Annotated in this window: 22 protein-coding genes; 14 read left to right on the plus strand and 8 right to left on the minus strand. The window is 38.3% G+C overall.

The annotated features are described in order from the left end of the window. The first annotated feature begins 62 nt into the window (after positions 1–62). Positions 63–2,297 (plus strand): heavy metal translocating P-type ATPase, encoded by a 2,235-nt coding sequence (locus tag CIN_RS09120; protein WP_008854799.1) that lies wholly within the window; start codon positions 63–65, stop codon positions 2,295–2,297. An 18-nt stretch (positions 2,298–2,315) separates the two neighbouring features. Then, positions 2,316–2,798, plus strand: a complete 483-nt coding sequence (locus CIN_RS09125; protein WP_008854800.1) for a hypothetical protein — start codon at positions 2,316–2,318, stop codon at positions 2,796–2,798. A gap of 44 nt (positions 2,799–2,842) precedes the next feature. Here the strand turns inward: CIN_RS09125 and bioB are convergent, their stop codons facing one another. Beyond that, complete coding sequence (gene bioB / locus CIN_RS09130; RefSeq protein WP_008854801.1) at positions 2,843–3,856, minus strand: biotin synthase BioB; 1,014 nt, start codon at positions 3,854–3,856, stop codon at positions 2,843–2,845. A 229-nt stretch (positions 3,857–4,085) separates the two neighbouring features. Between bioB and CIN_RS09135 the strand changes: the two genes are divergently transcribed. The 10 genes from CIN_RS09135 (at position 4,086) to mltG (ending at position 13,149) form a co-directional block, all read left to right on the plus strand. Continuing rightward, the gene (locus CIN_RS09135; RefSeq protein ID WP_008854802.1) at positions 4,086–5,093 is read left to right on the plus strand and encodes an enoyl-CoA hydratase/isomerase family protein; all 1,008 of its coding nucleotides are present in this window, start codon (positions 4,086–4,088) and stop codon (positions 5,091–5,093) included. A gap of 91 nt (positions 5,094–5,184) precedes the next feature. Next, complete coding sequence (locus tag CIN_RS09140) at positions 5,185–6,012, plus strand: acyl-ACP desaturase (protein WP_008854803.1); 828 nt, start codon at positions 5,185–5,187, stop codon at positions 6,010–6,012. A gap of 44 nt (positions 6,013–6,056) precedes the next feature. Next, the gene (locus tag CIN_RS09145) at positions 6,057–6,824 is read left to right on the plus strand and encodes a glycine betaine ABC transporter substrate-binding protein (protein ID WP_008854804.1); all 768 of its coding nucleotides are present in this window, start codon (positions 6,057–6,059) and stop codon (positions 6,822–6,824) included. After that, positions 6,825–8,078, plus strand: a complete 1,254-nt coding sequence (locus CIN_RS09150) for a class I SAM-dependent methyltransferase (RefSeq protein WP_008854805.1) — start codon at positions 6,825–6,827, stop codon at positions 8,076–8,078. After that, entirely contained in the window at positions 8,075–8,566 is a 492-nt protein-coding gene (locus tag CIN_RS09155) for a YdcF family protein (protein ID WP_008854806.1), read from the plus strand. Before CIN_RS09150 ends, CIN_RS09155 begins: the two co-directional genes overlap by 4 nt. A 69-nt stretch (positions 8,567–8,635) precedes the next feature. Continuing rightward, a complete protein-coding gene (gene fabD, locus CIN_RS09160) occupies positions 8,636–9,598 on the plus strand; it encodes an ACP S-malonyltransferase (RefSeq protein ID WP_008854807.1) in 963 nt (320 codons plus the stop codon). A gap of 14 nt (positions 9,599–9,612) precedes the next feature. Further along, entirely contained in the window at positions 9,613–10,359 is a 747-nt protein-coding gene (gene fabG, locus CIN_RS09165; RefSeq protein WP_008854808.1) for a 3-oxoacyl-[acyl-carrier-protein] reductase, read from the plus strand. Between the two features lie 234 nt (positions 10,360–10,593). Next, on the plus strand, positions 10,594–10,836 hold the full coding sequence (locus CIN_RS09170) for an acyl carrier protein (RefSeq protein WP_008854809.1): 243 nt from the start codon (positions 10,594–10,596) through the stop codon (positions 10,834–10,836). Positions 10,837–10,879: 43 nt separating this feature from the next. Further along, complete coding sequence (fabF, locus tag CIN_RS09175) at positions 10,880–12,160, plus strand: beta-ketoacyl-ACP synthase II (RefSeq protein WP_040364249.1); 1,281 nt, start codon at positions 10,880–10,882, stop codon at positions 12,158–12,160. Positions 12,161–12,186: 26 nt separating this feature from the next. After that, a complete protein-coding gene (mltG, locus tag CIN_RS09180) occupies positions 12,187–13,149 on the plus strand; it encodes an endolytic transglycosylase MltG (RefSeq protein WP_040364250.1) in 963 nt (320 codons plus the stop codon). Positions 13,150–13,191: 42 nt separating this feature from the next. Here the strand turns inward: mltG and CIN_RS09185 are convergent, their stop codons facing one another. After that, entirely contained in the window at positions 13,192–14,028 is an 837-nt protein-coding gene (locus tag CIN_RS09185) for a lipid-binding SYLF domain-containing protein (RefSeq protein ID WP_008854812.1), read from the minus strand. A gap of 47 nt (positions 14,029–14,075) precedes the next feature. Further along, entirely contained in the window at positions 14,076–14,870 is a 795-nt protein-coding gene (locus tag CIN_RS09190) for an inositol monophosphatase family protein (protein ID WP_008854813.1), read from the minus strand. A gap of 243 nt (positions 14,871–15,113) precedes the next feature. On the opposite strand from CIN_RS09190, the gene CIN_RS09195 reads away from it, so the two are divergent. Next, the gene (locus tag CIN_RS09195) at positions 15,114–15,413 is read left to right on the plus strand and encodes a putative quinol monooxygenase (protein ID WP_008854814.1); all 300 of its coding nucleotides are present in this window, start codon (positions 15,114–15,116) and stop codon (positions 15,411–15,413) included. 15 nt (positions 15,414–15,428) lie between these two features. Further along, positions 15,429–16,331 (plus strand): glucosamine inositolphosphorylceramide transferase family protein, encoded by a 903-nt coding sequence (locus CIN_RS09200; RefSeq protein WP_008854815.1) that lies wholly within the window; start codon positions 15,429–15,431, stop codon positions 16,329–16,331. Positions 16,332–16,386: 55 nt separating this feature from the next. Here the strand turns inward: CIN_RS09200 and CIN_RS09205 are convergent, their stop codons facing one another. From CIN_RS09205 to CIN_RS09225, 5 genes are read right to left on the minus strand one after another with little or no spacing between them, the layout of a single operon-like run. Beyond that, positions 16,387–17,475 carry a glycosyltransferase gene (locus CIN_RS09205; RefSeq protein WP_008854816.1) on the minus strand — a complete coding sequence of 363 codons (1,089 nt, stop codon included), beginning with the start codon at positions 17,473–17,475 and terminating at the stop codon, positions 16,387–16,389. A 3-nt stretch (positions 17,476–17,478) separates the two neighbouring features. Continuing rightward, positions 17,479–18,243 (minus strand): nucleotidyltransferase family protein, encoded by a 765-nt coding sequence (locus CIN_RS09210; RefSeq protein WP_008854817.1) that lies wholly within the window; start codon positions 18,241–18,243, stop codon positions 17,479–17,481. 8 nt (positions 18,244–18,251) lie between these two features. Next, positions 18,252–19,076, minus strand: a complete 825-nt coding sequence (locus CIN_RS09215) for a sterol desaturase family protein (RefSeq protein ID WP_139016993.1) — start codon at positions 19,074–19,076, stop codon at positions 18,252–18,254. Then, complete coding sequence (locus tag CIN_RS09220) at positions 19,073–20,170, minus strand: LptF/LptG family permease (RefSeq protein WP_040364252.1); 1,098 nt, start codon at positions 20,168–20,170, stop codon at positions 19,073–19,075. The genes CIN_RS09215 and CIN_RS09220 overlap by 4 nt, the downstream gene beginning before the upstream one ends. Beyond that, complete coding sequence (locus CIN_RS09225; RefSeq protein WP_008854820.1) at positions 20,170–21,378, minus strand: LptF/LptG family permease; 1,209 nt, start codon at positions 21,376–21,378, stop codon at positions 20,170–20,172. The genes CIN_RS09220 and CIN_RS09225 overlap by 1 nt, the downstream gene beginning before the upstream one ends. Positions 21,379–21,385: the final 7 nt, after the last annotated feature.

A 21,385-nucleotide genomic window follows, 5' to 3' on the forward strand; every position in this document is an offset into this window, starting at 1 on the left:
TGTATATATGTAATCATAATCAAGATTTTTATATTAGGCTATAAAAATAGGACGAAGTAAAGATGTCTAATCCCTCTGAGACTACAGAAATTGCTGATTTTAAAATTACAGATATGACTTGTGCGTCTTGTGTTAGGCGTGTTGAAAAGGCAATTAAAAAAGTGGAGGGAGTTCAAGATGTCAGTGTTAATTTGACGTTAGAGCAAGCTCGTGTTGAATTTACACAAAACTCCAATGCTCATCATATGATTTCAGGTGTCGAAGAAGCTGTAACCAAGGCGGGATATGGGGCCTCTTGGATTGATCATAATAAAAAAAACAAAGAGCCTTTATCCTCTGAACAGCCTAAAGAGCTTTCTCATTTAATTTGGGCAGCATGCTTGTCTGTGCCTTTGTTGGTTTCTATGATTGCAGGGACAATTCATCATCATTGGATGTTACCAGGATGGGTGCAGTTTTTACTAGCAACACCAGTTCAGTTCTGGTTGGGAAAACGTTTTTACGTTGCAGGCTTTCGTGCCTTGATGTCTGGCGCTGGGAATATGGATCTCTTGGTGGCTTTGGGGTCAAGTGCCGCTTGGGGATTAAGCACGGTTGTTTTACTCTTAACGACCTTTGGACATGCAGCATCATTAGGGGCAGAGCCTCCTTTATATTATGAAAGCTCCTCTTTGATTATTACCTTCATTCTTTTTGGGCATTGGTTAGAGAAAAGAGCACGTTCAAAAGCAGCCTCTTCCATTCGCGCGTTACAGTCTTTACAGCCAGGTACGGTTTGTAAATGGGTGGGTGGTCAAGAAACTGTGGTCGCCATTGATACGATGAAGGTCGGTGATATTGTTGTTGTACGTCCTGGTGAACGTATTCCATCTGATGGCGTGATTACGCAAGGTGAAAGTGCTGTTGATGAATCGATGTTAACAGGGGAAAGTGTTCCTGTTGAGAAAAAAGAAAACGATGCGGTGACGGGTGGTTCGTTAAATACCAATGGACGTTTGTTAATTAAAGTTGAAAAGGTTGGTGGTGAAACACGCCTGGCTGCGATTGTGCGCTTGGTGGAAGATGCCCAAGCCTCAAAGGCATCGATACAAAAATTAGTTGATCGTATTAGTGCTATTTTTGTGCCGATTGTCATTGGTCTTGCGTTGGTAACTTTTTTCTGGTGGTGGTTAGGATATGGATTGTTTATCGCAGGGTTACTACATGGTGCCTCTGTTTTAGTGATTGCTTGTCCTTGTGCTTTGGGGCTGGCAACGCCAACAGCATTGGCGACAGGATGTGGTGCTGCAGCACGCTCCGGGATTTTAATCCGTAATGCAGAAGCCATTGATCGTGCGATTCATGTACAAGCTGTGGCTTTTGATAAAACGGGAACTTTAACTGAAGGACGCTTGTCCGTTGTTGCGGTGAAGCCTGTTGAAGGTGTTACTCAAGAGCAGCTGCTATTGTTAGCAGGGAGTCTCTCTGTTGGGAGTGAGCATCCTTTATCCAAAGCGTTAATCAAGAAAGCTCAAGAAGATCAGCTTTCTTTAAAAGATCCTGAAAAATTCAAAATGATTAAGGATCAAGGACGTGGCATTTCTGGAGTTATTGATAATGTTGAATATTTCTTTGGTAATCAAAGACTAGTCGAATCTTTGGGAGTATCAACGGATTCAGTCGTCATCGATGTGACAGGAGTTAGTTTATCTTGGTTAGTGTCCAATCAGAATAATCAGTATCAACTATTGGGGGCTATTGCCTTTGAAGATCACGTTCGTGATGGCGCTGCAATTGCGATTGCACGATTAGAAAAGAAACATATTCTTCCTGTTATTTTAACGGGTGACAATGCTCAGGCAGCGGCAAAAATAGCGAGTATTTTAAAAATTAAAGAGGTTAAAGCGAATTTAACGCCTGAAGATAAACAAAATACGATTATTGCCATGCAAAATGAAGGATCAGAGAAAAAATCTGTGGCAATGGTTGGGGATGGGATTAATGATGCCCCAGCTTTGGCAGCAGCTGATTTGGCGATTGCAATTGGCGAAGGTACTGATGTGGCAGCAGAAGTTGCAGATATTGTTTTAATGCGTAACCATCCTGCGTTGGTTGTGGATACGATTGATATTGCACAAAAAACGCATCAGCGGATTAAAGAAGGGCTATTTTGGGCGTTTATTTATAATGTGATTGGTATTCCATTGGCTGCGTGTGGATTTTTAAGTCCAGCGGTGGCAGGGGGAGCAATGGCGATGAGCAGTGTTTGTGTGGTGATGAATGCGTTACGATTATTAAGATGGAAAGCTCAAGTTTAACATAAGGATTGGTAAACAATGGATTTGAAACAGTTGATGATAGGTTTGTTGGTTGTAGCGAGTTCTCCTATGATTGCATCAAGCGCAATGGCACAGCAACAACCCATGACGGCTCAAACAATGGATAGTCAGCTTGATGGTCTCTATGGCACTCATGAGATTTATCATCATTTCTTTGATGCTTTAAAAGATAGTATTATTCAACGTCATAAAGATCAAGTTGCTGCGGTGATAAGATATCCTTTGATAGTGCAGTTAAATAAAAAACAAGTTAAAATTAAGAATAAACAGCAATTTATCAAGCATTACGATCAGATTATCACGCCTAAAATTGAGCAAGTTGTTAAAGAGCAACAATATGTTGGTATGTTATCGACTTACCGAGGTATGGCTTTTGGAAATGGTGAGATTTGGTTTGCTGGACTATGTCCAAAGAAGACTTGTAAAGACCACAGCAAAACAGTTGTGAAAATTATTGGAATTAATAATTTTATGCAATAAAGACGAAATAGGATCTTGATTGGGTTCAAGATCCTATAGAATAATTAGGCAGAGGCTTCGACCATCTTATCAGCGATTTGTAAGCCTAATTTATTGAATAAAGTTAAATCGCTACTTTTTTCTGGGTTTGGACAGGTTAATAAACGTTGTCCAAGAAAAATAGAGTTTACACCAGCCAAATAACAAAGCGTTTGCATTTCTGGACTCATTTCTGTACGACCAGCAGCAAGTCTAACGTAACTTTGTGGCATGACAATGCGAGTAACAGCAATGGTGCGCACAAAATCCAATGGATCAATGGTTTCTGCATCTTCCAAAGGGGTACCTTTAACGCGGATTAGGAGATTGATGGGCACGCTTTCTGGGTGTTTAGGTAAGTTTGCAAGGCTTTTAATCATACTGGCACGATCGACTTCTTGCTCATTCATGCCTAAGATCCCACCACAGCAAACTTTGATGCCCGCGTCACGAACAAAAGCTAAGGTATCTAAACGATCTTGATAAGTGCGGGTAGAAATGATTTTCTCGTAATGCTCTTCGGAAGTATCAAGGTTATGATTATAGTAATCTAGTCCTGCTTTTTTCAACTTGAGCGTTTGTTCAAGGTTTAACATGCCTAGGGTTACGCAAGTTTCAAGCCCTAAATCTTTGACTCCTTCGATCATGGCACAAACAGTTTCCAAGTCATGATCTTTGGGAGAGCGCCAAGCAGCCCCCATACAAAAACGGGTTGCGCCTTCAGCTTTTGCTTCTCTGGCTTTTTTCAAAACTTCATCCACAGCCATTAAGCGATCTGCTTTGATTTTTTCCTCATGTCTGGCACTTTGTGGACAATAAGCGCAATCCTCTGGACATCCACCACTTTTAATGGAAAGTAAGGTAGAGACTTGGATTTTGGTCGGATCGAAGTAAAGTCGGTGTGCAGATTGTGCTCTAAACATCAATTCTGGTAAAGGAAGCTCAAATAAAGCAACGACTTCCTCTTTTGTCCAATCATGACGAATAGGAAAGGCCTCTTCTGTTGTAAGGTCAGGAGAGGAAATTTGTTGGGCAAACATGGATATATCTTTCATTACATGATGCGAGGTCATTGAAGTAAAATAATGCTTAATATAGTTTTTAAAAAGATTAAAAAAACAGTTACAAAAATAATAGAGAAAAATAAAGCGAATATAAAAGATATATTTTATATAAAATGGATAAGAGAAAATTGTTTCTATTTTATAAAGAGATTATTTATAACTAAAACGACATGAAGGCTAGTCAGTAAATTTTTTAGGAGTTTTTATGAATCGGTTGATTATCATTCAGCAAAAAGGGGGCTTAGGGATTTTAACGTTAAATCGCCCTAAGGCTTTGAATGCGATTAATGTTGATTTACAACGTGAAATTATGTCTCAACTAGAGTTGTGGAAAACCGACCCTTCTATTAAAGCCGTTGTGTTTAATAGCTCTCATGCCAGAGCCTTTTGCGCAGGGGGAGATATTCGCCAGATTGCGTCGTTCATAAAAGAAGGCCATTTTGAGCAAGGTCTTAGTATTTTTACTCATAATTATCAGCTATTTTATTATGTTTCCCAATATCCAAAACCGACGATTAGTATCATGGATGGGATTACCATGGGGGGTGGTATTGGGCTTGGTTGTTTTGCCACTCATCGCATTGTTACAGAGCGTGTTGTTATGGCAATGCCAGAGGTAAAGATTGCCCTTACGCCTGACGCAGGGAGTAACTTTTTGTTTGGTAACGCTCCAGGATATACAGGATTACGTATGATGTTAACGGGGCAAAGTTTTTATGCTGATGATGCTATAAAGCTAGGCTTTGCGGATTATGTTGTTTCTTCTTCGATGGTGCCTGCTATTTTAGATCAGATCGAAAAAAGGAATATTAGCGATGTGCTAACCCCTTTAAAGCGAGACAGGAAATATGATCCTAATTTTTTACAAGATGTTGAGGATATCTATGGTGCGCCTGATGTTGAAACGATTATTGGTCGATTAAGGCGTAGCTTTTTGCCGTGGGCAAAAGAAGATTTAAAAGAGATTTCTCAAGCTTGTCCATTTTCGTTAGAAGTGACCTATAAATCTTGGCATAAGAAAATTTCTAATTTAAAAGATGCTTTACAACATGAATTGAATATGAATAGTCATTTGTTGTGGCGTTCAGATTTTCTAGAAGGGGTTCGTGCAGTTGTTGTCGATAAAGATCGTTGCCCTAAATGGGATAAGGCACCTATTTTATCTCAAACGGTAGATACCTGCTTTGTTTCGTCACATAAATTATATAGTTAACAAGTTCTTTATATTTTCTTTTGCCCTTATGTCGTCAAAAATATATAGTCTAGAGAATGACGATTATTAATCATTTTTAAGGTATAGAATAATGAAGCATTGGGATATGGAGCAGATCAAGTGGGATCGGTTTGACCCTTCTCTTGTTGATCCAAAGGTTGTACCGTTAATCAAAGCAGCTTCGGTTGTTGAGCGTAACAGTGTTGATTATACAGTTTATTTAAATAATGTCTTTGCGCATGATGCAGAGTTAATGGAATTGTTTCAGCAGTGGGAAAATGAAGAAGTTCAACATGGTGAAGCTTTGGGTCGTTGGGCAATGATGGCTGATCCAAGTTGGAATTATCAAAAAAGTTTTGATCGCTTTAAGAATTTTTATAAAATTGATTTAGATACCGCAAATTCTATTCGTGGATCTCATGCGGGCGAGTTTATCGCGCGTGCAATGGTAGAGGTTGGAACCTCTTCTTATTACAGTGCGTTGGCTGATCACGTGCAAGAGCCTGTATTAAAAGAAATTTGTCGTAAAATAGCTGCAGATGAGTTTCGTCATTATAAATTATTCTATGATTGTATGAAACGTTATTTACCCGCAGATAATTTATCGAAATGGGCGCGGGCAAAAATTGCGTTAGGTCGTATTGTAGAAAGCCAAGATGATGAATTAGCTTCTGCTTTTCATATCACAAATGAACCAGAAGGCATGCCTTATAACCATAAACGTTGTATTGCGTTATATATGTCCAAAGCAATGCCTTTATATCAACGTCATCATGTGACACGTGTGGTGAATATGGTATTTAAAACAATTGGTTGGATGCCTTCCACGAAAATACAAGAGCTTCTTGCAAAAGCAATGATGCTCATTATTAAATTCCAACATAAATCTTATGCAAAGCAGATCTCTGCTCTGACATAGGATTATATAGAAATCACTTAACTTTAAAACGAGGTAGAGAACAAGTGGATCAAGAATGTATCAAGTTGGCTTTTTTCGATAGCCCTGTGCACGAGGCAGCAGCAGCAGCAGTTTTACGTGTGCTGGAAGCCCATGGGGTTATGGATATAGAGTTGATTACAGGTGAAAGTGAAGTAATTTCTCAAGAGCTTTGCGATGGGGATATTGATATTTTCACCACGTTATGGGTGCCTGATGTGCATCAAGATCTACTGAATTCTGCCTCACCGATGCAAGCAATTGGCGGTTTATATCAACCGTCTTTGTTTATTGCTCTACCCAATAAATTTAAAGAGAATATTGCTTCCATTGAGCAATTAGCACAACAATCAGAAATAGACCGACAAGTGATGGTTCCAGAAAGTATTTATGCACGAATAGAAGTGGTATTTAAAGAATATGGGTTGTTAGATGCTGGGTATAGTTTACAATCTGTTACAGATGAAGAAGCAATTAGTTCTTATAGAGATAGTATGACTTCTCAAGATGGAAAAATCATTGCCTTATATTCTCCGAGTTTTTTTGAGGATTCAGATTTGATTTATAAATTACAAGATCCGAAAAATTTACTTGATAAAGAGCAAAAAGCTGTAATTTTGATAAAAAAAGAATTGGTTCGTTCTTTGGATGCAGATTTGATTGATGAGTTAGAGGAAATGACGCTCGGCAATCAAGTCATGAAGTTGATGGAGCAAGCCATGCGTGTTGAGGGTATGGATGCGCATGAAGCTGCTGAAGCATGGCAACGTGGGAAATTGGTAGTAAGAGCATAAATGACAAAAGAACACGATCAACAAGATATTAGTTTAGCTGAACAATATGAGTCTTACCCTTATCCAGAGCGGAATCCTTTGGATGAAAAAAAGCGTTTGTTTATTGGTAGTCCTAGCCATCTAAATGAAATCGATTATTGGGTTTTTGGTGGGCACAGAAAAACATCAGATACATTCAGAGTGTTGATCGCAGGGTGTGGCACAGGAGATGCTGCGATTATGGTGGCTCAACAAATGGCACGCCAAAATCGTCCAGGTGAAGTGATTTGTCTTGATCGTGCCAATGCTGTTTTAAATATTGTTAAAGAACGTGCCAAAGTACGTGAGTTAACGAATATTTGTTTTGTGCAAGGTTCTATTTTTGATTTGCCTAAATTAGATTTGGGAAAGTTTGACTATATCGATTGTTGTGGTGTTTTGCATCATTTGCCTGATCCAGAACAAGCATTGTTGATTTTAAAAGATGCTTTGGCTGTTGGTGGTGGGATAGGCCTGATGGTCTATGCCCCTCATGGTCGTACTGGGGTCTATATGTTACAAGATGCATTGGCGCATCTTGCCCCAATTACGGATAAACCAGCACAACGTTTGGATGTCGTGAAACGCGTTATGCGTCATTTGCCTCAAACCGCATGGCTGCGTGGAAATAATAATTTTGGTGATCATCTAACAGGTGGAGATGCAGGTCTTTATGATTTATTATTAAATCCAAGGGATCGTGCGTATACAGTTGATACTTTATGGGATTTGATTGATCACACAGGGTTTCAAATCAGTTGTTTTGTAGAGCCTGCTCGATATGATCCTAAATATTTAATTGCAGATCCTAAGATGCGTGACAAAATGGAGCAAATGGATGCTCGCACGCAAGCTGTTATTGCAGAAGGGTTGGCTGGGAATATGGCAACGCATGTTGTTTATATTCGTAGGGCTGAAGATAATTTATCTTTTGTAGATCCAGCGTCTTTAGACTCGATTCCATTTATGCGAGAAAAGCCAGGAGATATTCTGGCGAGTGAAATTTTACCTTCGAATTTACTTCCTTTTGCGTTTGGTACATTAAATGTGATGTTTCCACTGCCTGCTCAGGCCAGAGGTTTTCTTGGGTTGATTGATGGAAAACGCTCTTTGGGTGAAATTATAGAGGTTGTGAAAGCGCGTGGAGTCCCAGAAAAGAAGATTATGCCATTATGGTTAGAAACTTTTGAGAAACTACGTTCTATTAATCAGTTATTTGTTAGAGTGGCTGAATGATCAAACAGCCTATTCTTGTTTTTGGAGCAGCTTTAAAGGCCGATGGATTACCACATCGAGTTTTGATTGAGAGGGTAAATGCAGCGGTTAATTATGGAGAAACCTGCGTTTCTCCTTTATATATCGTTACTGGTGGAAATCCGAAAAAAGGAATTACAGAAGCGGACGTCATGAGGCAATTATTGATGCAAAAAGGTGTATTAGATAATCAGATTATTTGTGAGGACCAAGCAGTTAATACAAGTCAGTCTGTATTATTATGCTGTGAACTTTTACAAAAACTAAGGTTTTCTAAGCAACAGACTATTGTCGTTGTTTCTAATGCTTACCATCTTTCACGATGTTGTTGGTTGATGTATATATCTGGATGGCGTACGCGTCGTGTAGCGGCTTTAGGAAATGCATCTCGTAATTTTTGCAAATGTTGGGTTTGGCGTTTACGTGAAATCCCAGCAATAATATGGGATAGTTTTCGTATTTTATGCTAATAAACGACAATATTTGTTGATCTTGTTTAGATTTGTTTATTAATTTTGTATTTTATTTAGGAATAATCGATGGCAGTTTGTGCTTTTCTTTTTCCCGGTCAGGGCAGCCAATATGTTGGAATGGGTAAACAGCTTGCAGAAGCATTTCCAGTGGCACGTGAGGTCTTTGAGGAATTAGATGAGACATTAAAGCAACCTTTATCAAAAATTATGATGGAGGGGCCAGAGGATGAGTTAAAACTGACTCAAAATACACAGCCTGCTTTGATGGCACATTCTATGGCCGTAATTCGTATTTTAGAAAAAGAGGTTGGTCTTAATATTGCAAAAGACGTTTCTTTTGCTGCGGGTCATTCTTTGGGTGAGTATTCAGCTTTATGCACAGCGGGTGTTTTTGATTTTTCAACAACTGCTGCATTATTGCGTTTACGTGGGGATGCAATGCAAAATTCTGTTCCTAAAGGCTTAGGTGGTATGGCCGCTTTGTTAAACGTCAATATGGAACAAGCTCAACTTATTTGTCAGCATAGTAGTCAATCAGATTCTGTCGTTGCTGTGGCGAATGATAATGGTGCAGGACAAGTTGTGATTTCTGGTCATTTAGACGCTATTGAACGTGCGATTGCTTTTGCAGCGGAACAAGGGATTCGTCGAGTCATTAAGCTTCCTGTTTCAGCACCCTTTCATAGTCCTTTAATGGTTCCTGCAGCAAATAAAATGCAAGAAGCTTTGTCTTCACTTTCTTTAAATCCTTTAAATTGTTCGGTTCTTGCAAATGTGACGGCACAACCATATGAAAACGTGCAAGAAGTTCAAGAGTTACTGGTTAAACAAGTAACTGCGCCAGTTCGATGGGCTGAAACGATGCAGTTTATGCTTGATAAAGAAGTAGAAATATTTTTTGAGATTGGATCTGGTAAAGTATTATCGAATATCATGCGTCGAACAGCTAAAGATCGCCAGGTTTATTCTGTTGGAGAGCCTGCAGATATTGATCAATTTGTTACTATTTTTTCGAATTCTAAAAGTTAATTAAAGGAATCAACATGTTTAAATTAGACGGCAAAGTTGCATTGGTTACTGGGGCTTCTGGTGGTATTGGCCAAGCTATTGCTCAAGCATTAATTGCTCAAGGTGCAAAAGTTGTTTTATCAGGAACCAGAGAAAATGTTCTCAAAGAAGTGCAAACGCAACTGGGTGGTGAAGAAAAAGCAAAGATTCAAGTTGCTAATTTAACAGATCCAGAATCTGTTTCTGCGTTAATTCCAAATGCTGAGAAACTGTTTGATGCGCCTATTGATATTTTGGTTAATAATGCGGGGTTAACAAGAGATACCTTGGCATTGCGGATGAAAGATTCGGATTGGCAAACAGTGTTAGATGTAGATCTTTCAGTTCCTTTTCGTCTCAGTCAAGTTGCAATAAAGGGGATGATTCGCAGACGTTATGGACGAATTATTAATATTGCATCAATTGTTGGTATCACAGGAAATCCAGGTCAAGCGAATTATTGTGCTGCAAAAGCTGGGTTGATTGGGATGAGCAAATCTTTGGCACAAGAAATTGCAAGCCGTGGAATTACGGTGAATGTCGTGGCTCCAGGATTTATTGAAACAGCAATGACGGATGAGTTATCAGAAGCACAACGTGAAAAGTTATTGGAAAAAATTCCATGCACACGTATGGGTAAAGTTGAAGATATTGCCGCTGCAGTGATTTACCTTGCGTCTGATGAAGCTCAATGGGTTACAGGTTCTACGCTTCATGTTAATGGTGGGATGGCGATGATTTAAACAACCATGTGTTGTAAAAATCATATATTGACGTTATCTTAATAAAGAATTATTGGGTTAGGTATAAACTAAGAGATACAATTTTGAAGTTTGGCTTGGCTATTTGTTATAAATATGATATGCCCCAAGCAGATTAAATTGTTTATATAAGGTTTGTTCAGTGACAAACCTTTGAAATTAATAGAGTTACGACCACTAAATAATGCTTATAGCAAGCAGAAGGAATTAAATTAGATGAGCGATATCGCCGATAAAGTAAAAAAAATCGTAGTTGAACATCTTGGTGTTGAAGAAGCAAAAGTAACACCGGAAGCTTCTTTTATTGATGATTTAGGCGCAGACAGCTTAGATACAGTTGAATTAGTTATGGCTTTTGAAGAAGCATTCAGCGTAGAAATCCCAGAAGATGCAGCTGAAAAAATTGCAACTGTTAAAGATGCTATCGATTACATCGAAAAACAAAAACAATCTGCATAATTTCATATTTTGATCGGTTTCAAGAGGCGTATAGGTTAATTAGATGTCAGAAAAGAAAGAAATTTTTCAGCGTCGAGTAGTCGTCACCGGAATGGGTGTTGTCAGTCCTCTTGGAATTGGTATTGATAATGTATGGAATCGATTAATTGCTGGTGAGAGCGGAATTAAAGCAATCAGCAGCTTTGATGCTTCTAACCTTCCCGCTCGTGTTGCAGGTGAAGTTCCTGTCGGCATGAAAAGTGAAGGTAAGTTAGATCTTGCAGAATGGATTCCTGTTAAAGATCAAAAAAAGATGGATCGTTTTATTCATTTAGGTCTAGTTGCAGCAATTCAAGCTGTAGAAGATTCTGGATGGGTGCCACAAACTGAAGAGGAACGTTGCTCTACTGGGGTAATGATTGGTTCAGGAATTGGTGGTTTGCAAACGATTTACGAAACATCAATTAAAGTTCACGATGGTGAAATTCGTAAAGTTTCTCCATTCTTTATCCCATCATCATTGATTAACTTGGTTTCAGGCTATGTCTCTATTAAGTATGGCTTTAAAGGGCCTAATCATGCTGCTGTAACGGCATGTGCTTCTGGAGTTCATGCGATTGGTGATGCGACAAGATTAATTGCGTTGGGTGATGCAGATGTGATGGTCGCTGGTGGTGCTGAAGCTGCAGTATGCGCTTTAGGAATTGCTGGATTTTCTGCTGCACGTGCATTGTCAACTGGATTTAATGATACGCCTGAAAAAGCTTCTCGTACCTGGGACAAAGACCGTGATGGTTTTGTTATGGGTGAAGGTGCTGGTATTGTTGTGCTTGAAGAATATGAGCATGCAAAAGCACGTGGCGCTAAGATTTATGGTGAGGTCATCGGATATGGAATGTCTGGTGATGCATATCATATCACTGCACCTGCAGAAGGTCACGATGGCGCTTATAGAGCTATGCGTGCCGCGATTAAGAATGCAGGGATTGCAGTTGAAGATATTAACTATGTGAATGCACATGGTACTTCAACAAAAGCTGATGACCTTGAGTTAGAAGCTGTTGAACGTCTTTTTGGGGATGCTGGTAAAAAACTAGCAATGTCTTCAACAAAAACCTCTATTGGTCACTTATTAGGGGCAGCAGGTGCGGTAGAAGCGATTTTCTCTCTTCTTGCTATTCGTGATAACGTTGTGCCTCCTACATTGAACTTAGATAATCCTTCAACAGAAACAGTGATTGATCGTGTGGCTCATGAAGCCCAACGTCGCCAAGTGAACGTTGCTTTATCAAATAGTTTTGGTTTTGGTGGAACAAACGCTTCTTTATTGTTTAAGAAGGTTTAGAAAATATAGCTTAAGGATACATATTAATGCGTAAGTTATCGATAAGTTGTGGCGCATTACTGGTTATTCTTCTAGCGATGTTTGTGTTTGGAAAAACTATCTATTCCAAACCTGGTATGTTGTCCTCAGCAAAAGATGTTGTGATTTCAAAAGGGAATACTGATGCTGTAATTTCACAGTTACAGCGTGAACACGTTTTATCCAATAGCTTTCTTAATAAACTAATTTTTCAAATAGCTGTAAAAATGACAGCAAAGCAAGGACCGTTGCATGCAGCTGAATTTGCTTTTCCAAAACAAGCATCTATACAGCAAGTTTTGAATATTTTACGTCATGCTAAACCTGTTCAACATGAATTAACAATTCCTGAAGGATTAACGGCATATCAAATTGAAAATTTGATAAATCAGGCACCTTTTTTAACAGGTCAGATTATTGTTCCTACAGAAGGTAGTGTTCTTCCTCAAACTTATGCTTATGAGTATGGAAATTCTAGAGAAAAATTATTGCAGAGAATGCAAGATTCTATGCAAAAAACATTAGATCAGATTTGGAAAAATCGGCAACCTCTTGCAGAGATTAAAACACCTAAAGAGCTTTTAACGCTTGCTTCTATTGTAGAAAAAGAAACAGCAGTTCCTAGAGAACGTTCGATGATTGCACGTGTATTTATTAATCGCCTTAAAACAGGAATGAGATTGCAGTCTGATCCAACGGTGATTTATGCACTTACGGAAGGGCAAGGGAAACTTGATCGTCCATTAACACGACAAGATTGGACTGTTGAAAGTGCTTATAATACATATTGGATTGATGCGTTACCACCTTCTCCAATTTGCTCTCCGGGTAAGGCAGCATTAGAAGCTGTGGCACATCCTGTTGATGGAAATATGTTATATTTTGTTGCTAATGGAACTGGAGGGCATAGTTTCTCTAGTTCTCTAACAGAACATAATCATAATGTTGCATTGCGTAAGGAAAAAAAATAGCCAAGATATACTTGGCTATTTTATGATTATTTATTTTTAAATTTAATATTTTTTTGCAGCTGGTGGTGGGGCTAAGCTTTCTGATTTAATGCTGCCACTTCCTCCACTGGGTGCCAACTGAATAGCACCAGAATCAATATCACTATTCGTGCTATCGTCTTTTTTGCTGCTTTTTTTAGTTGTAGTGGTGGTTGATGTAGTGGCTTGTTTACTTAATTTAATGAGCATTCTACGTAATGGATCTGCTCCAGAGTTATTCACACGCATTGCAATGACAATATCTTCTGGGCCAACAGTTTCATTGTAGTAATTATGGTTAGATTTACTATCAATTTTGAGTTTAGAACCTTTAAAAGCTGCACCAGCAAACAGTCCAGAGCTTTTTTGGATTGTATAAATATTTTCCCCACCACTATCAGCACTGCCACTGGCTTTGGCTGCTGTGGCAGAAGCTGTTGCTCCCATCGTAAACTGGCTATCCAACAGAGAGCGTAGGCTTGTTTCATCCATTAAGAAAAACATAACTTCTGAATTTTCAACACCAAGCTGTATTCCAAATGATCCGCTAGACATTGAGTAAAAAGCAGGGCTTGACCAAGATCCTTGTGCATCTCTGGATAATAAAACGCAGCTACCACCAGATCCGCCAAAAACAAGAGATATACGGGTAATATCAGGGCATATCATAACGGCTCTGGCTTCTTTAAGACGACTATAGAGCTTACTATCTGTAGATACATCGCTATAAATGTCTTGAACTGCCAAAGTCGCGTGATCAACCAAAGATTGCTCTGCTTTTGTGCTTGCATATGCAGCTGTTGAGATACTAACTCCTAGAGCTGCGGTAAAGCAAAGTGAAAGATATTTATAAGAATTCATGTGTTTCATCTATAAAATATAAAAAGTAAGGTTTAGAAATAAAGAAATTACGCAGAACGCAATGGAATATTGACTGTTTTTGATAGTAAGTCGGCTAATCCTGGTGCTGCGGTTAAGATTGGTGTTGGTTGATACAAACCGCCATCTTCTAGAAATGGAGAAATTTTTGCTCCAGCTTCTTGTAATAACACAAGAGCTGCAGCGACATCCCATAAATTGATAGCCATTTCAAAATGTCCATCTAATCTTCCGCTGGCGACATCAACCAAAGACATCGTCCCTGATCCTAATGTACGGATCATTGCACCAGTTTCAAGGATAGCATTCGCATGTTTTAAAAATTCTTCTTTTTTACTGACGTGGCTCCATCCTAATTCAACCATAGAAGTTTTAGGATCTGTCACAGGGGAGGCATGAATCTGCTTTCCATTCATAAACGCGCCATGTCCTAGTCGAGCAGTATAAAATTCTTGCACAGGAGGAGCAGCAATAATCCCTAGAATAGGCGTACTCCCTTCCATTAATCCAAGAGAGACACACCATCTATTACGCCCTCTGGCATAATTTGAGGTTCCGTCAATTGGATCAACAACCCATCTTAATGAACCTGTTCTGGTCTGACCTTCTTCTTCTCCTTGAAAGCCATCCTCTGGAAAAAGGCTTTTAATTTCTTTAGAGATAAAGGATTCAACTTTACCATCTGTTTCTGTTAACCAGTCTTGAGCATGTTTCAGAGATCCTTGCGGGCCACCTGGTGCTGGGCGCATTGTCATGGCCATTTCAGCGGCTTTTTTAACAATTGCTTGTGCTGCTTCAAAGCGGTGAGAAAGAGCGTCCGTCATAATTGGATTAACCTCGATAAACAAATTGAAAGTGGTGTGATGTGGATATGATCACTATCTTTTTTTCTGATATGCTAGAAAATATGTTAAAAAGTAAATAGGATATATTGTTTAATTTTGAATAAATAATGGCGTTATTTATTTTAAAGGTGAAGTTTATGCTTTTTAAAGGGCTATATCAATAGAGTATAGGCTTTTATATAGCAAAACTCAGAAATATAAAAAGAATGAAAAGGACAAATCATGTCACAAGATCTTAGGTTAGTTGCAACATTAGACTTAAAAGAAGGTTCATGGGAAAAAATTGCAGCTGTTGTTAAAGAGTGTGTTGAGCAAACACGTCAAGAAGATGGGAATCAATTTTATGCAGCTCATTTCGAGCAAGGAAATCATAATCGAGTTGTTTTTATCGAACATTGGGCCAGCCAAAAAGCATTAGATTTTCATCTACAAACAGCGCATTTCCAAAAATTAGCCAAAACCGTTGAAGCTTATTTAGAACACCCGATGAATCTCTTATTTTTAAATGAGATTAAAGAGTAAGAAGGTCATTGCAACGTGTCTATTTATGAGACAGATATCTGGCGTGTAGGGATTATAAAAGCTCCAATGGCAGAAGTGGTTGCCAAAGGGGTGGATCATGTTCATTGGTTAGAGGAAGAACCATCTTTTAAATTCTTAGCAGACCCATTTGGTTTACATCAAGATGGGAAATTATATGTGTTTGCTGAGGGGTATGATTATAGAGACCGTCACGGGCGAATAGAAGTTTTAGTATTTGATGATAAGACACTAAAACTTTTGGATAGAGCTGTTGTATTGGAAGAGCCATGGCATTTATCTTATCCTATATTGATTAAGGATCAGGGAAATATTTATATGCTGCCAGAAGCGTATAAATCAGGAAAAACAAATTTGTATAAGGCAGTCCAATTTCCTTATCAATGGGAGCCTGTGTCTGAGTTTTCTTTTCCAGAGATGGTTATTGATCCAAGTATATTTTTTCATGATGGTTTATGGTGGATGTTTTATACGCCAGCTGATTCAGGATATAGTCGCCAAAGTGTATTATCCGTTGCTTTTTCTGAAAGTCTAATGGGAGCGTGGCAGTTGCATCCTCAGAATCCTGTTCGTATTACTCCCGCTAGTTCTCGCCCAGGAGGAAGTGTGTTGGTAACGGATGATGGTATTATTTTACCGACACAAGATTGCACAAGGACCTATGGCGGCGGATTATCTTTTCTCAAGATCACCTCTTTGACCCCGGAAAAGTTTGAAGCGCATGTGGTCAAGCATTTAAATGCAAATGATGGAGTGTTTGGATCATATTGTCATGGGGTGCATACATTAAGTGCAATGGGTGAATATACGTTAATTGATGCAAAGAGAATGGCTGAATCTGCATTTGAACGCCTTAAAATAGATGCTCTTTATCAGTTAAAAAAGAAATTGAAGCGTTGATTGAATTTAAAAAATTATAGATTAGAGAAAGAGTCTTTTTAACAGAGGCTCTTTTTTATTGGTTTGTAAATGTGTTCATACGGTCAAAAATTTGACGACCAATTTGGTTAAAATATTCTGTAGAAAAACGAGAGAGAACTATTTGTCTGGCAAGTTGTCCCATGATGTAAAGCTGTTCTGGTTTTTGTAAAAAATTATAAAGCGCATTGGCAAGGGCAATTGGGTCTTCTGGAGGAACAATAAAGCCTGTTTTATTATTTGTAATGGAAAAAGGAAGTTCTCCTACTGCACTGGCAATCACAGGTAGTCCAGCTTGCATGGCTTCATGAGCAGCAACACAAAATCCTTCTGAACGAGAAGGTTGTAGATAAAGATGACTTTGTATTAAGGCTTGTTCAACATGTGGCGTGAAACCTGCCAGTTTAATATATTGTTCTAATTGATATTGCTGAATACGTTTATTGAGTGTGTCATACTCTTGACCTTCGCCATAAATAGTCACTTTATAGCTAGGTAGGTTCGGACGTTTGCTTAACAGACGACAAGCTTCAATTAATATATCGTAACCTTTGACAGGATGTAATCGTCCCATAGAGACAATCTGAATAGTTTGTCCATTTTGCCAAGGAAGTGCTTTGAGTGCATTCACAGAGCTTTTGAAAATAGGCCAAGTGATTATTTTGTCATTACAAATTTTAAGGCGTTCTTGAGTTAGGGTCGTCACTCTTTGAGAATCACCAATCCATAATTTAGAAAGAGAGCGAGTGGCCTTTAAGAGTCTTAGGTTCCAAGGTTTTAAATAAGCAGCATGTTGCCAGCTAATAACAGGAATTTGGTGTTTTAATCCAACCAATTGTCCCAGTAAAGTTGCTCTGGTTAAAGAAGTCCATAAATGGGTAGGCTGATAGGTTTGGATTTGTTGGTTTAGCCATAATAATGTTTTAAGATGATCTTTGAGGCCGCCGTCTCTGACGGAAACAGGTAAAAGAGCTTTATGGATTGTAGGTAAAGCTTTGCCATCTTTTTTAGTCAATGCAAAAATTTTTACTTCTGCACCATAATCACGCATTAAAGATAAAATTGAAGGAACGGGAAATGCTGCACCACCACCTTCTAATGAGTTAATGATGTAAGCGATACGCATGGGTTAATTTTGAAATAGTGAATTAACAAGAGTTAAATCTTCTGGTTTATCCACATCCACGGCAGCTTGTCCCCATGGCATGACTACAAAATGTGTTTTTGCTTTGGTAAGCTTATAAATTCTCTTTTTTAATGCTTGTCGTGTTAAGCATTTTAAGAGGTATCTTAGGATAATTTGGTATCCTAATAAATATCCCATTTTCAAGGGCTGTTTACGATGTTTTTCTAGTTTTTGCCATAATTTTGCAACTTGTATTGCTTTTGGCGTTCTGAATAAAAAGAGATTGCATCCAGAAAAAGAGCCATCAGAAAGATTGATATATGTTCTTTTTGTATTAGGAACATCGGAATTAATTTGTTCTTTTAGAGCGATCCCTACGGCAATATCGCATTTTGTGCGCTCAGCTTCATTTAGAAAATACTCAACCCATTCAGGTTGTAATAAAGGATTATCAGCTGTTGTGACAAGAAGTGGTGTACCAAGCTCTTTAATTGCATGAATAACACTGTCGCTTGGACCTAAGGCTGCAGGTAAGTATTGAATATATTCAGGTAGAATATCTTTGACAATTGATTGTTGTTCAATGGTTACTGCGATTTTCTCGATTAGGTTAACCTTGGAAAGTGTTTGGACAACATAGTGAATCATAGGTCGTCCAAGAATAGGAAGAATAGCTTTATGAGAAACGTGAGCATGTTGAGCCAGAGGATCTTGCTTTCCTTGTCTGGAACCAGCAAGTATCAGTGCATTAACAGTTTCACGTTCCATATTGTTTCCTATGCAGCTTGTTTATCTTGTTCAGAAGATGGTTTTTTTTGTTCACGGAAGTTAGAGCCCGCTGGACGATCGCGTGGAGGTGAACCTGTTTTTAGCATAACCCAAGGATAGCGTTCAGCTTCTTTGAGGTCATATCCCATATTAAAGACGGTTGGGCTACGATCACGCATTTTTGCTTCTTCGTAATAAGTGCCAAATACTTTATCCCAGAAATAGTTTGTAATACCGTAATTACCTTTTTCATCGTGGAAGTGATGTAAGACATGAACTTGCTTAATATGTAAAACATATTTTGATTTTGGCTTATATCCAAGATGTTGGATACAATGAAAAAACTCATAAAAACTAGCCATGTAAACAGCGGTTCCTATTGAAGCAAAAAAGCCAGGTACTCCACCAACTAGATATCCAAGTCCACCTGCAACAATAAGAATTGTTGGTATTGTATTAAGAGGAGAACCAAATAAAACGTTTAATAGATGCGGATCTTGATGATGATCGAAATGAATTCGTTTCCACAAAGAAGCCGTCCATTTAATTCGATATAAAATTGATACATGCATAATCCAACGATGGATAATATACCAAATTAATGGAAATCCTAGGATCATCATGATGATTGCACCGATAACGGGAAGCCACCCTGTAAATGTATAATAAACACCTACAATACTGGCAACAATAAGGCTAAAATAAAGCAAAATGGTGCCATGGGTTAGATAAGCCACCCATAATTCTTTTAAGTTCATTTTACCTAAGTCATAACTGCGACCAGACCGAAGATCTTTGTTTCGCATGATTTCGAGGATAGATTGGTTTTTCATGGTTTTTCTTCAATCATTAAAATAATAGCACTTGCTGCGAAGATGAATATCAAAAGAGAAGGAATTACTGCAATAGGTGCAGGTAATGTTCCAGCTTTACCGAGGGCACGCAAAACCTCCTGAAAAATAATAAAGAATAATCCAGCACCCAGACAATATATAGGTAACCAGCTTTTTAATCCAGTTCTTGGAGGGATTGATGTTACTGGAATTGCAATAATTAGCATCACGATAAAAGTAAATGGAAGGAAAAAGCGCTCCCATATTGCTGTTTTTAAAGTGTTTGTAGGAGAGCGAAATGGCTCTATATGGGATAATTGCACGAACATCGTCTTAAAAGATTGAGGTAAAGACGGGATAGAGAGTTCAACAAAATTTCGTGGCGTTAACGCAACATTCCAAATGAGTTTTTTCGGATCAGTTATATCTATAAATTGTAAAGGGACACCTGGTGCAACCTCTAACATTTTTGCATTAGAGAGAATCCATTGTTTATTAATATATTTTGCTGTGTCCGCTTTTAAAATACTTTGTAAATGAGATCTGTCTTTACGTTTATAAATGGTTAAGCCAGAAATTTTATTTCCACCATGGGCGATATAATCAACGCTAATAATATCTAGTTTTTGATAGAAGTAAAAATCTTTGCTTTTTTCAGGAGAAGGGTTTGTCTTGTTCCACCAAATGGCAAGATTAAGCTCTGACCTTGGGGTGATTTGATCATAAAAAAGAAGAGCAATAGCGCTTAATAATAACGTTGCAGGAATTAGTTTTTTAATTAAACCAAATGTTGATAGGCCTGCTGAGCGTAGGATAGTGATCTCTGTATTTAACGTTAATTGTGTGAACATTACGATGGCACCGATTAACATGCTTAACGGTAAGATAGAGCTGAAGAGTAAAGGAAGGCGCAAGATAAGATAATGTGCGATCCCTTTTCCTCCTAAATGCCGCTCTAAAATAGGAGTCATTTGTTCCAGAAGGGTTAAAGCCTCCATAATTGTAGTCAGCAAGATAGCCGTTCCAAGAACAGCACCAAGTAATCGCATCGACAGATAAATAATTAACTGATGTCGTTGAAACATATTTTTCATTATTTACCCATATGTCTAGAAGAGCGTTTAAGTAAAGAGATCCTTAATAAACCACTTTTAAACAATAAAGTGAGATAACACATCAAGAAAAAAGCCAATAAAGGAAGCCACAAAGAAATTAATGCTGAATGATGCCCAGAAGCAACTAAATTAGAGCCAAATTCCTGAATATGGTCATAAGCGAGCAAAGTTATGGCTGCGATGATTAATCCCCAGCTGCGTCCTTTACGTTTTTTCATAATTGCTAGCCCTGTTGCCAAGAGAGGAATACATAAAATAGATACGGCTCTGACAAGACGAAAATGGAATTCTGCTTTCATATCTAAAAGAGAGATCGAATTCGTATGATGACGTAACTGTTGATATAGTTCTGTAATTGTAAGTTCTCTTTCATCATCGCCACGATCTCGGAATGTTACTTTTTTACCTTCTTGTTTTAAAATTCTTATTGATTGGTTGAAGTTAGTAATATTGTTATTATCATGAGAATTTAAAGAGAGATTTTGTCCATTATATAAATCAAGTTGAATTTTAGAGCGATTATCAGCTGTATAGAAAGTGCCCGTTTCAGCAATGATAATATGTTCTGTTGGTTTTTGGTGCTCATTTAGTATTTTTTGGTGAATAAAAACGCCAGATAAATGTGTACCATGATCATAGGCTTTATCAACGACCATAACAACGTGATCATTAGGTCTAATTAAGGTATGGCTTTGTATATTAGGCACCCATCCAGCATGCGACGCATAAAAGAACGCTGCACGAAAGTCATATCGTGCATAAGGTTGCATATAACCATATAAAATAATACATAAAAAACTTACGATAAAGCCACTAACTACATATGGGCGTGAATAGCGGAATAATGATATTCCGGAGCTTAATAACGCATCAATTTCGTTATTAAGACTCATTTGTCGCACACTGGAGTAAACGGCAACACAGAGTGCTGCTGGAATAGCTAATCCGAGATAATGAGGGACAAGATCTGCGAGTAATCCTAGAAAAGTTCCTAATGGACTGTTATCAGCTGCAAGCAAATCTAGTAACACGAGTAAACGTTCTAGCATTAATGCTGCTAAAATAATACCCAGTGAAATAAAAAATGTTGGGACAGCAAGCGATAAACAATAATGATCTAATGTTCCAGGAAACAAGAATGACCAAAAAGGTTTTTTATGATGTGGGTGTGAGTTATTCTTTGACAAGGGAGCA

The organism is Commensalibacter intestini A911 (assembly GCF_000231445.1).
GTDB lineage: Bacteria > Pseudomonadota > Alphaproteobacteria > Acetobacterales > Acetobacteraceae > Commensalibacter > Commensalibacter intestini.

Bases quoted from the DNA above. Each gene is read 5' to 3' on its own strand.
- CIN_RS09215 (WP_139016993.1), bottom strand. From the start codon at position 19,076: ATGAAAAACCAATCTATCCTCGAAATCATGCGAAACAAAGATCTTCGG.
- CIN_RS09120 (WP_008854799.1), top strand. From the start codon at position 63: ATGTCTAATCCCTCTGAGACTACAGAAATTGCTGATTTTAAAATTACA.
- fabG (WP_008854808.1), top strand. From the start codon at position 9,613: ATGTTTAAATTAGACGGCAAAGTTGCATTGGTTACTGGGGCTTCTGGT.
- fabD (WP_008854807.1), top strand. From the start codon at position 8,636: ATGGCAGTTTGTGCTTTTCTTTTTCCCGGTCAGGGCAGCCAATATGTT.
- CIN_RS09190 (WP_008854813.1), bottom strand. From the start codon at position 14,870: ATGACGGACGCTCTTTCTCACCGCTTTGAAGCAGCACAAGCAATTGTT.
- CIN_RS09195 (WP_008854814.1), top strand. From the start codon at position 15,114: ATGTCACAAGATCTTAGGTTAGTTGCAACATTAGACTTAAAAGAAGGT.
- bioB (WP_008854801.1), bottom strand. From the start codon at position 3,856: ATGTTTGCCCAACAAATTTCCTCTCCTGACCTTACAACAGAAGAGGCC.
- CIN_RS09135 (WP_008854802.1), top strand. From the start codon at position 4,086: ATGAATCGGTTGATTATCATTCAGCAAAAAGGGGGCTTAGGGATTTTA.
- CIN_RS09155 (WP_008854806.1), top strand. From the start codon at position 8,075: ATGATCAAACAGCCTATTCTTGTTTTTGGAGCAGCTTTAAAGGCCGAT.
- CIN_RS09125 (WP_008854800.1), top strand. From the start codon at position 2,316: ATGGATTTGAAACAGTTGATGATAGGTTTGTTGGTTGTAGCGAGTTCT.
- mltG (WP_040364250.1), top strand. From the start codon at position 12,187: ATGCGTAAGTTATCGATAAGTTGTGGCGCATTACTGGTTATTCTTCTA.
- CIN_RS09205 (WP_008854816.1), bottom strand. From the start codon at position 17,475: ATGCGTATCGCTTACATCATTAACTCATTAGAAGGTGGTGGTGCAGCA.
- CIN_RS09140 (WP_008854803.1), top strand. From the start codon at position 5,185: ATGAAGCATTGGGATATGGAGCAGATCAAGTGGGATCGGTTTGACCCT.
- CIN_RS09170 (WP_008854809.1), top strand. From the start codon at position 10,594: ATGAGCGATATCGCCGATAAAGTAAAAAAAATCGTAGTTGAACATCTT.
- CIN_RS09150 (WP_008854805.1), top strand. From the start codon at position 6,825: ATGACAAAAGAACACGATCAACAAGATATTAGTTTAGCTGAACAATAT.
- CIN_RS09220 (WP_040364252.1), bottom strand. From the start codon at position 20,170: ATGAAAAATATGTTTCAACGACATCAGTTAATTATTTATCTGTCGATG.
- CIN_RS09210 (WP_008854817.1), bottom strand. From the start codon at position 18,243: ATGGAACGTGAAACTGTTAATGCACTGATACTTGCTGGTTCCAGACAA.
- CIN_RS09185 (WP_008854812.1), bottom strand. From the start codon at position 14,028: ATGAATTCTTATAAATATCTTTCACTTTGCTTTACCGCAGCTCTAGGA.
- fabF (WP_040364249.1), top strand. From the start codon at position 10,880: ATGTCAGAAAAGAAAGAAATTTTTCAGCGTCGAGTAGTCGTCACCGGA.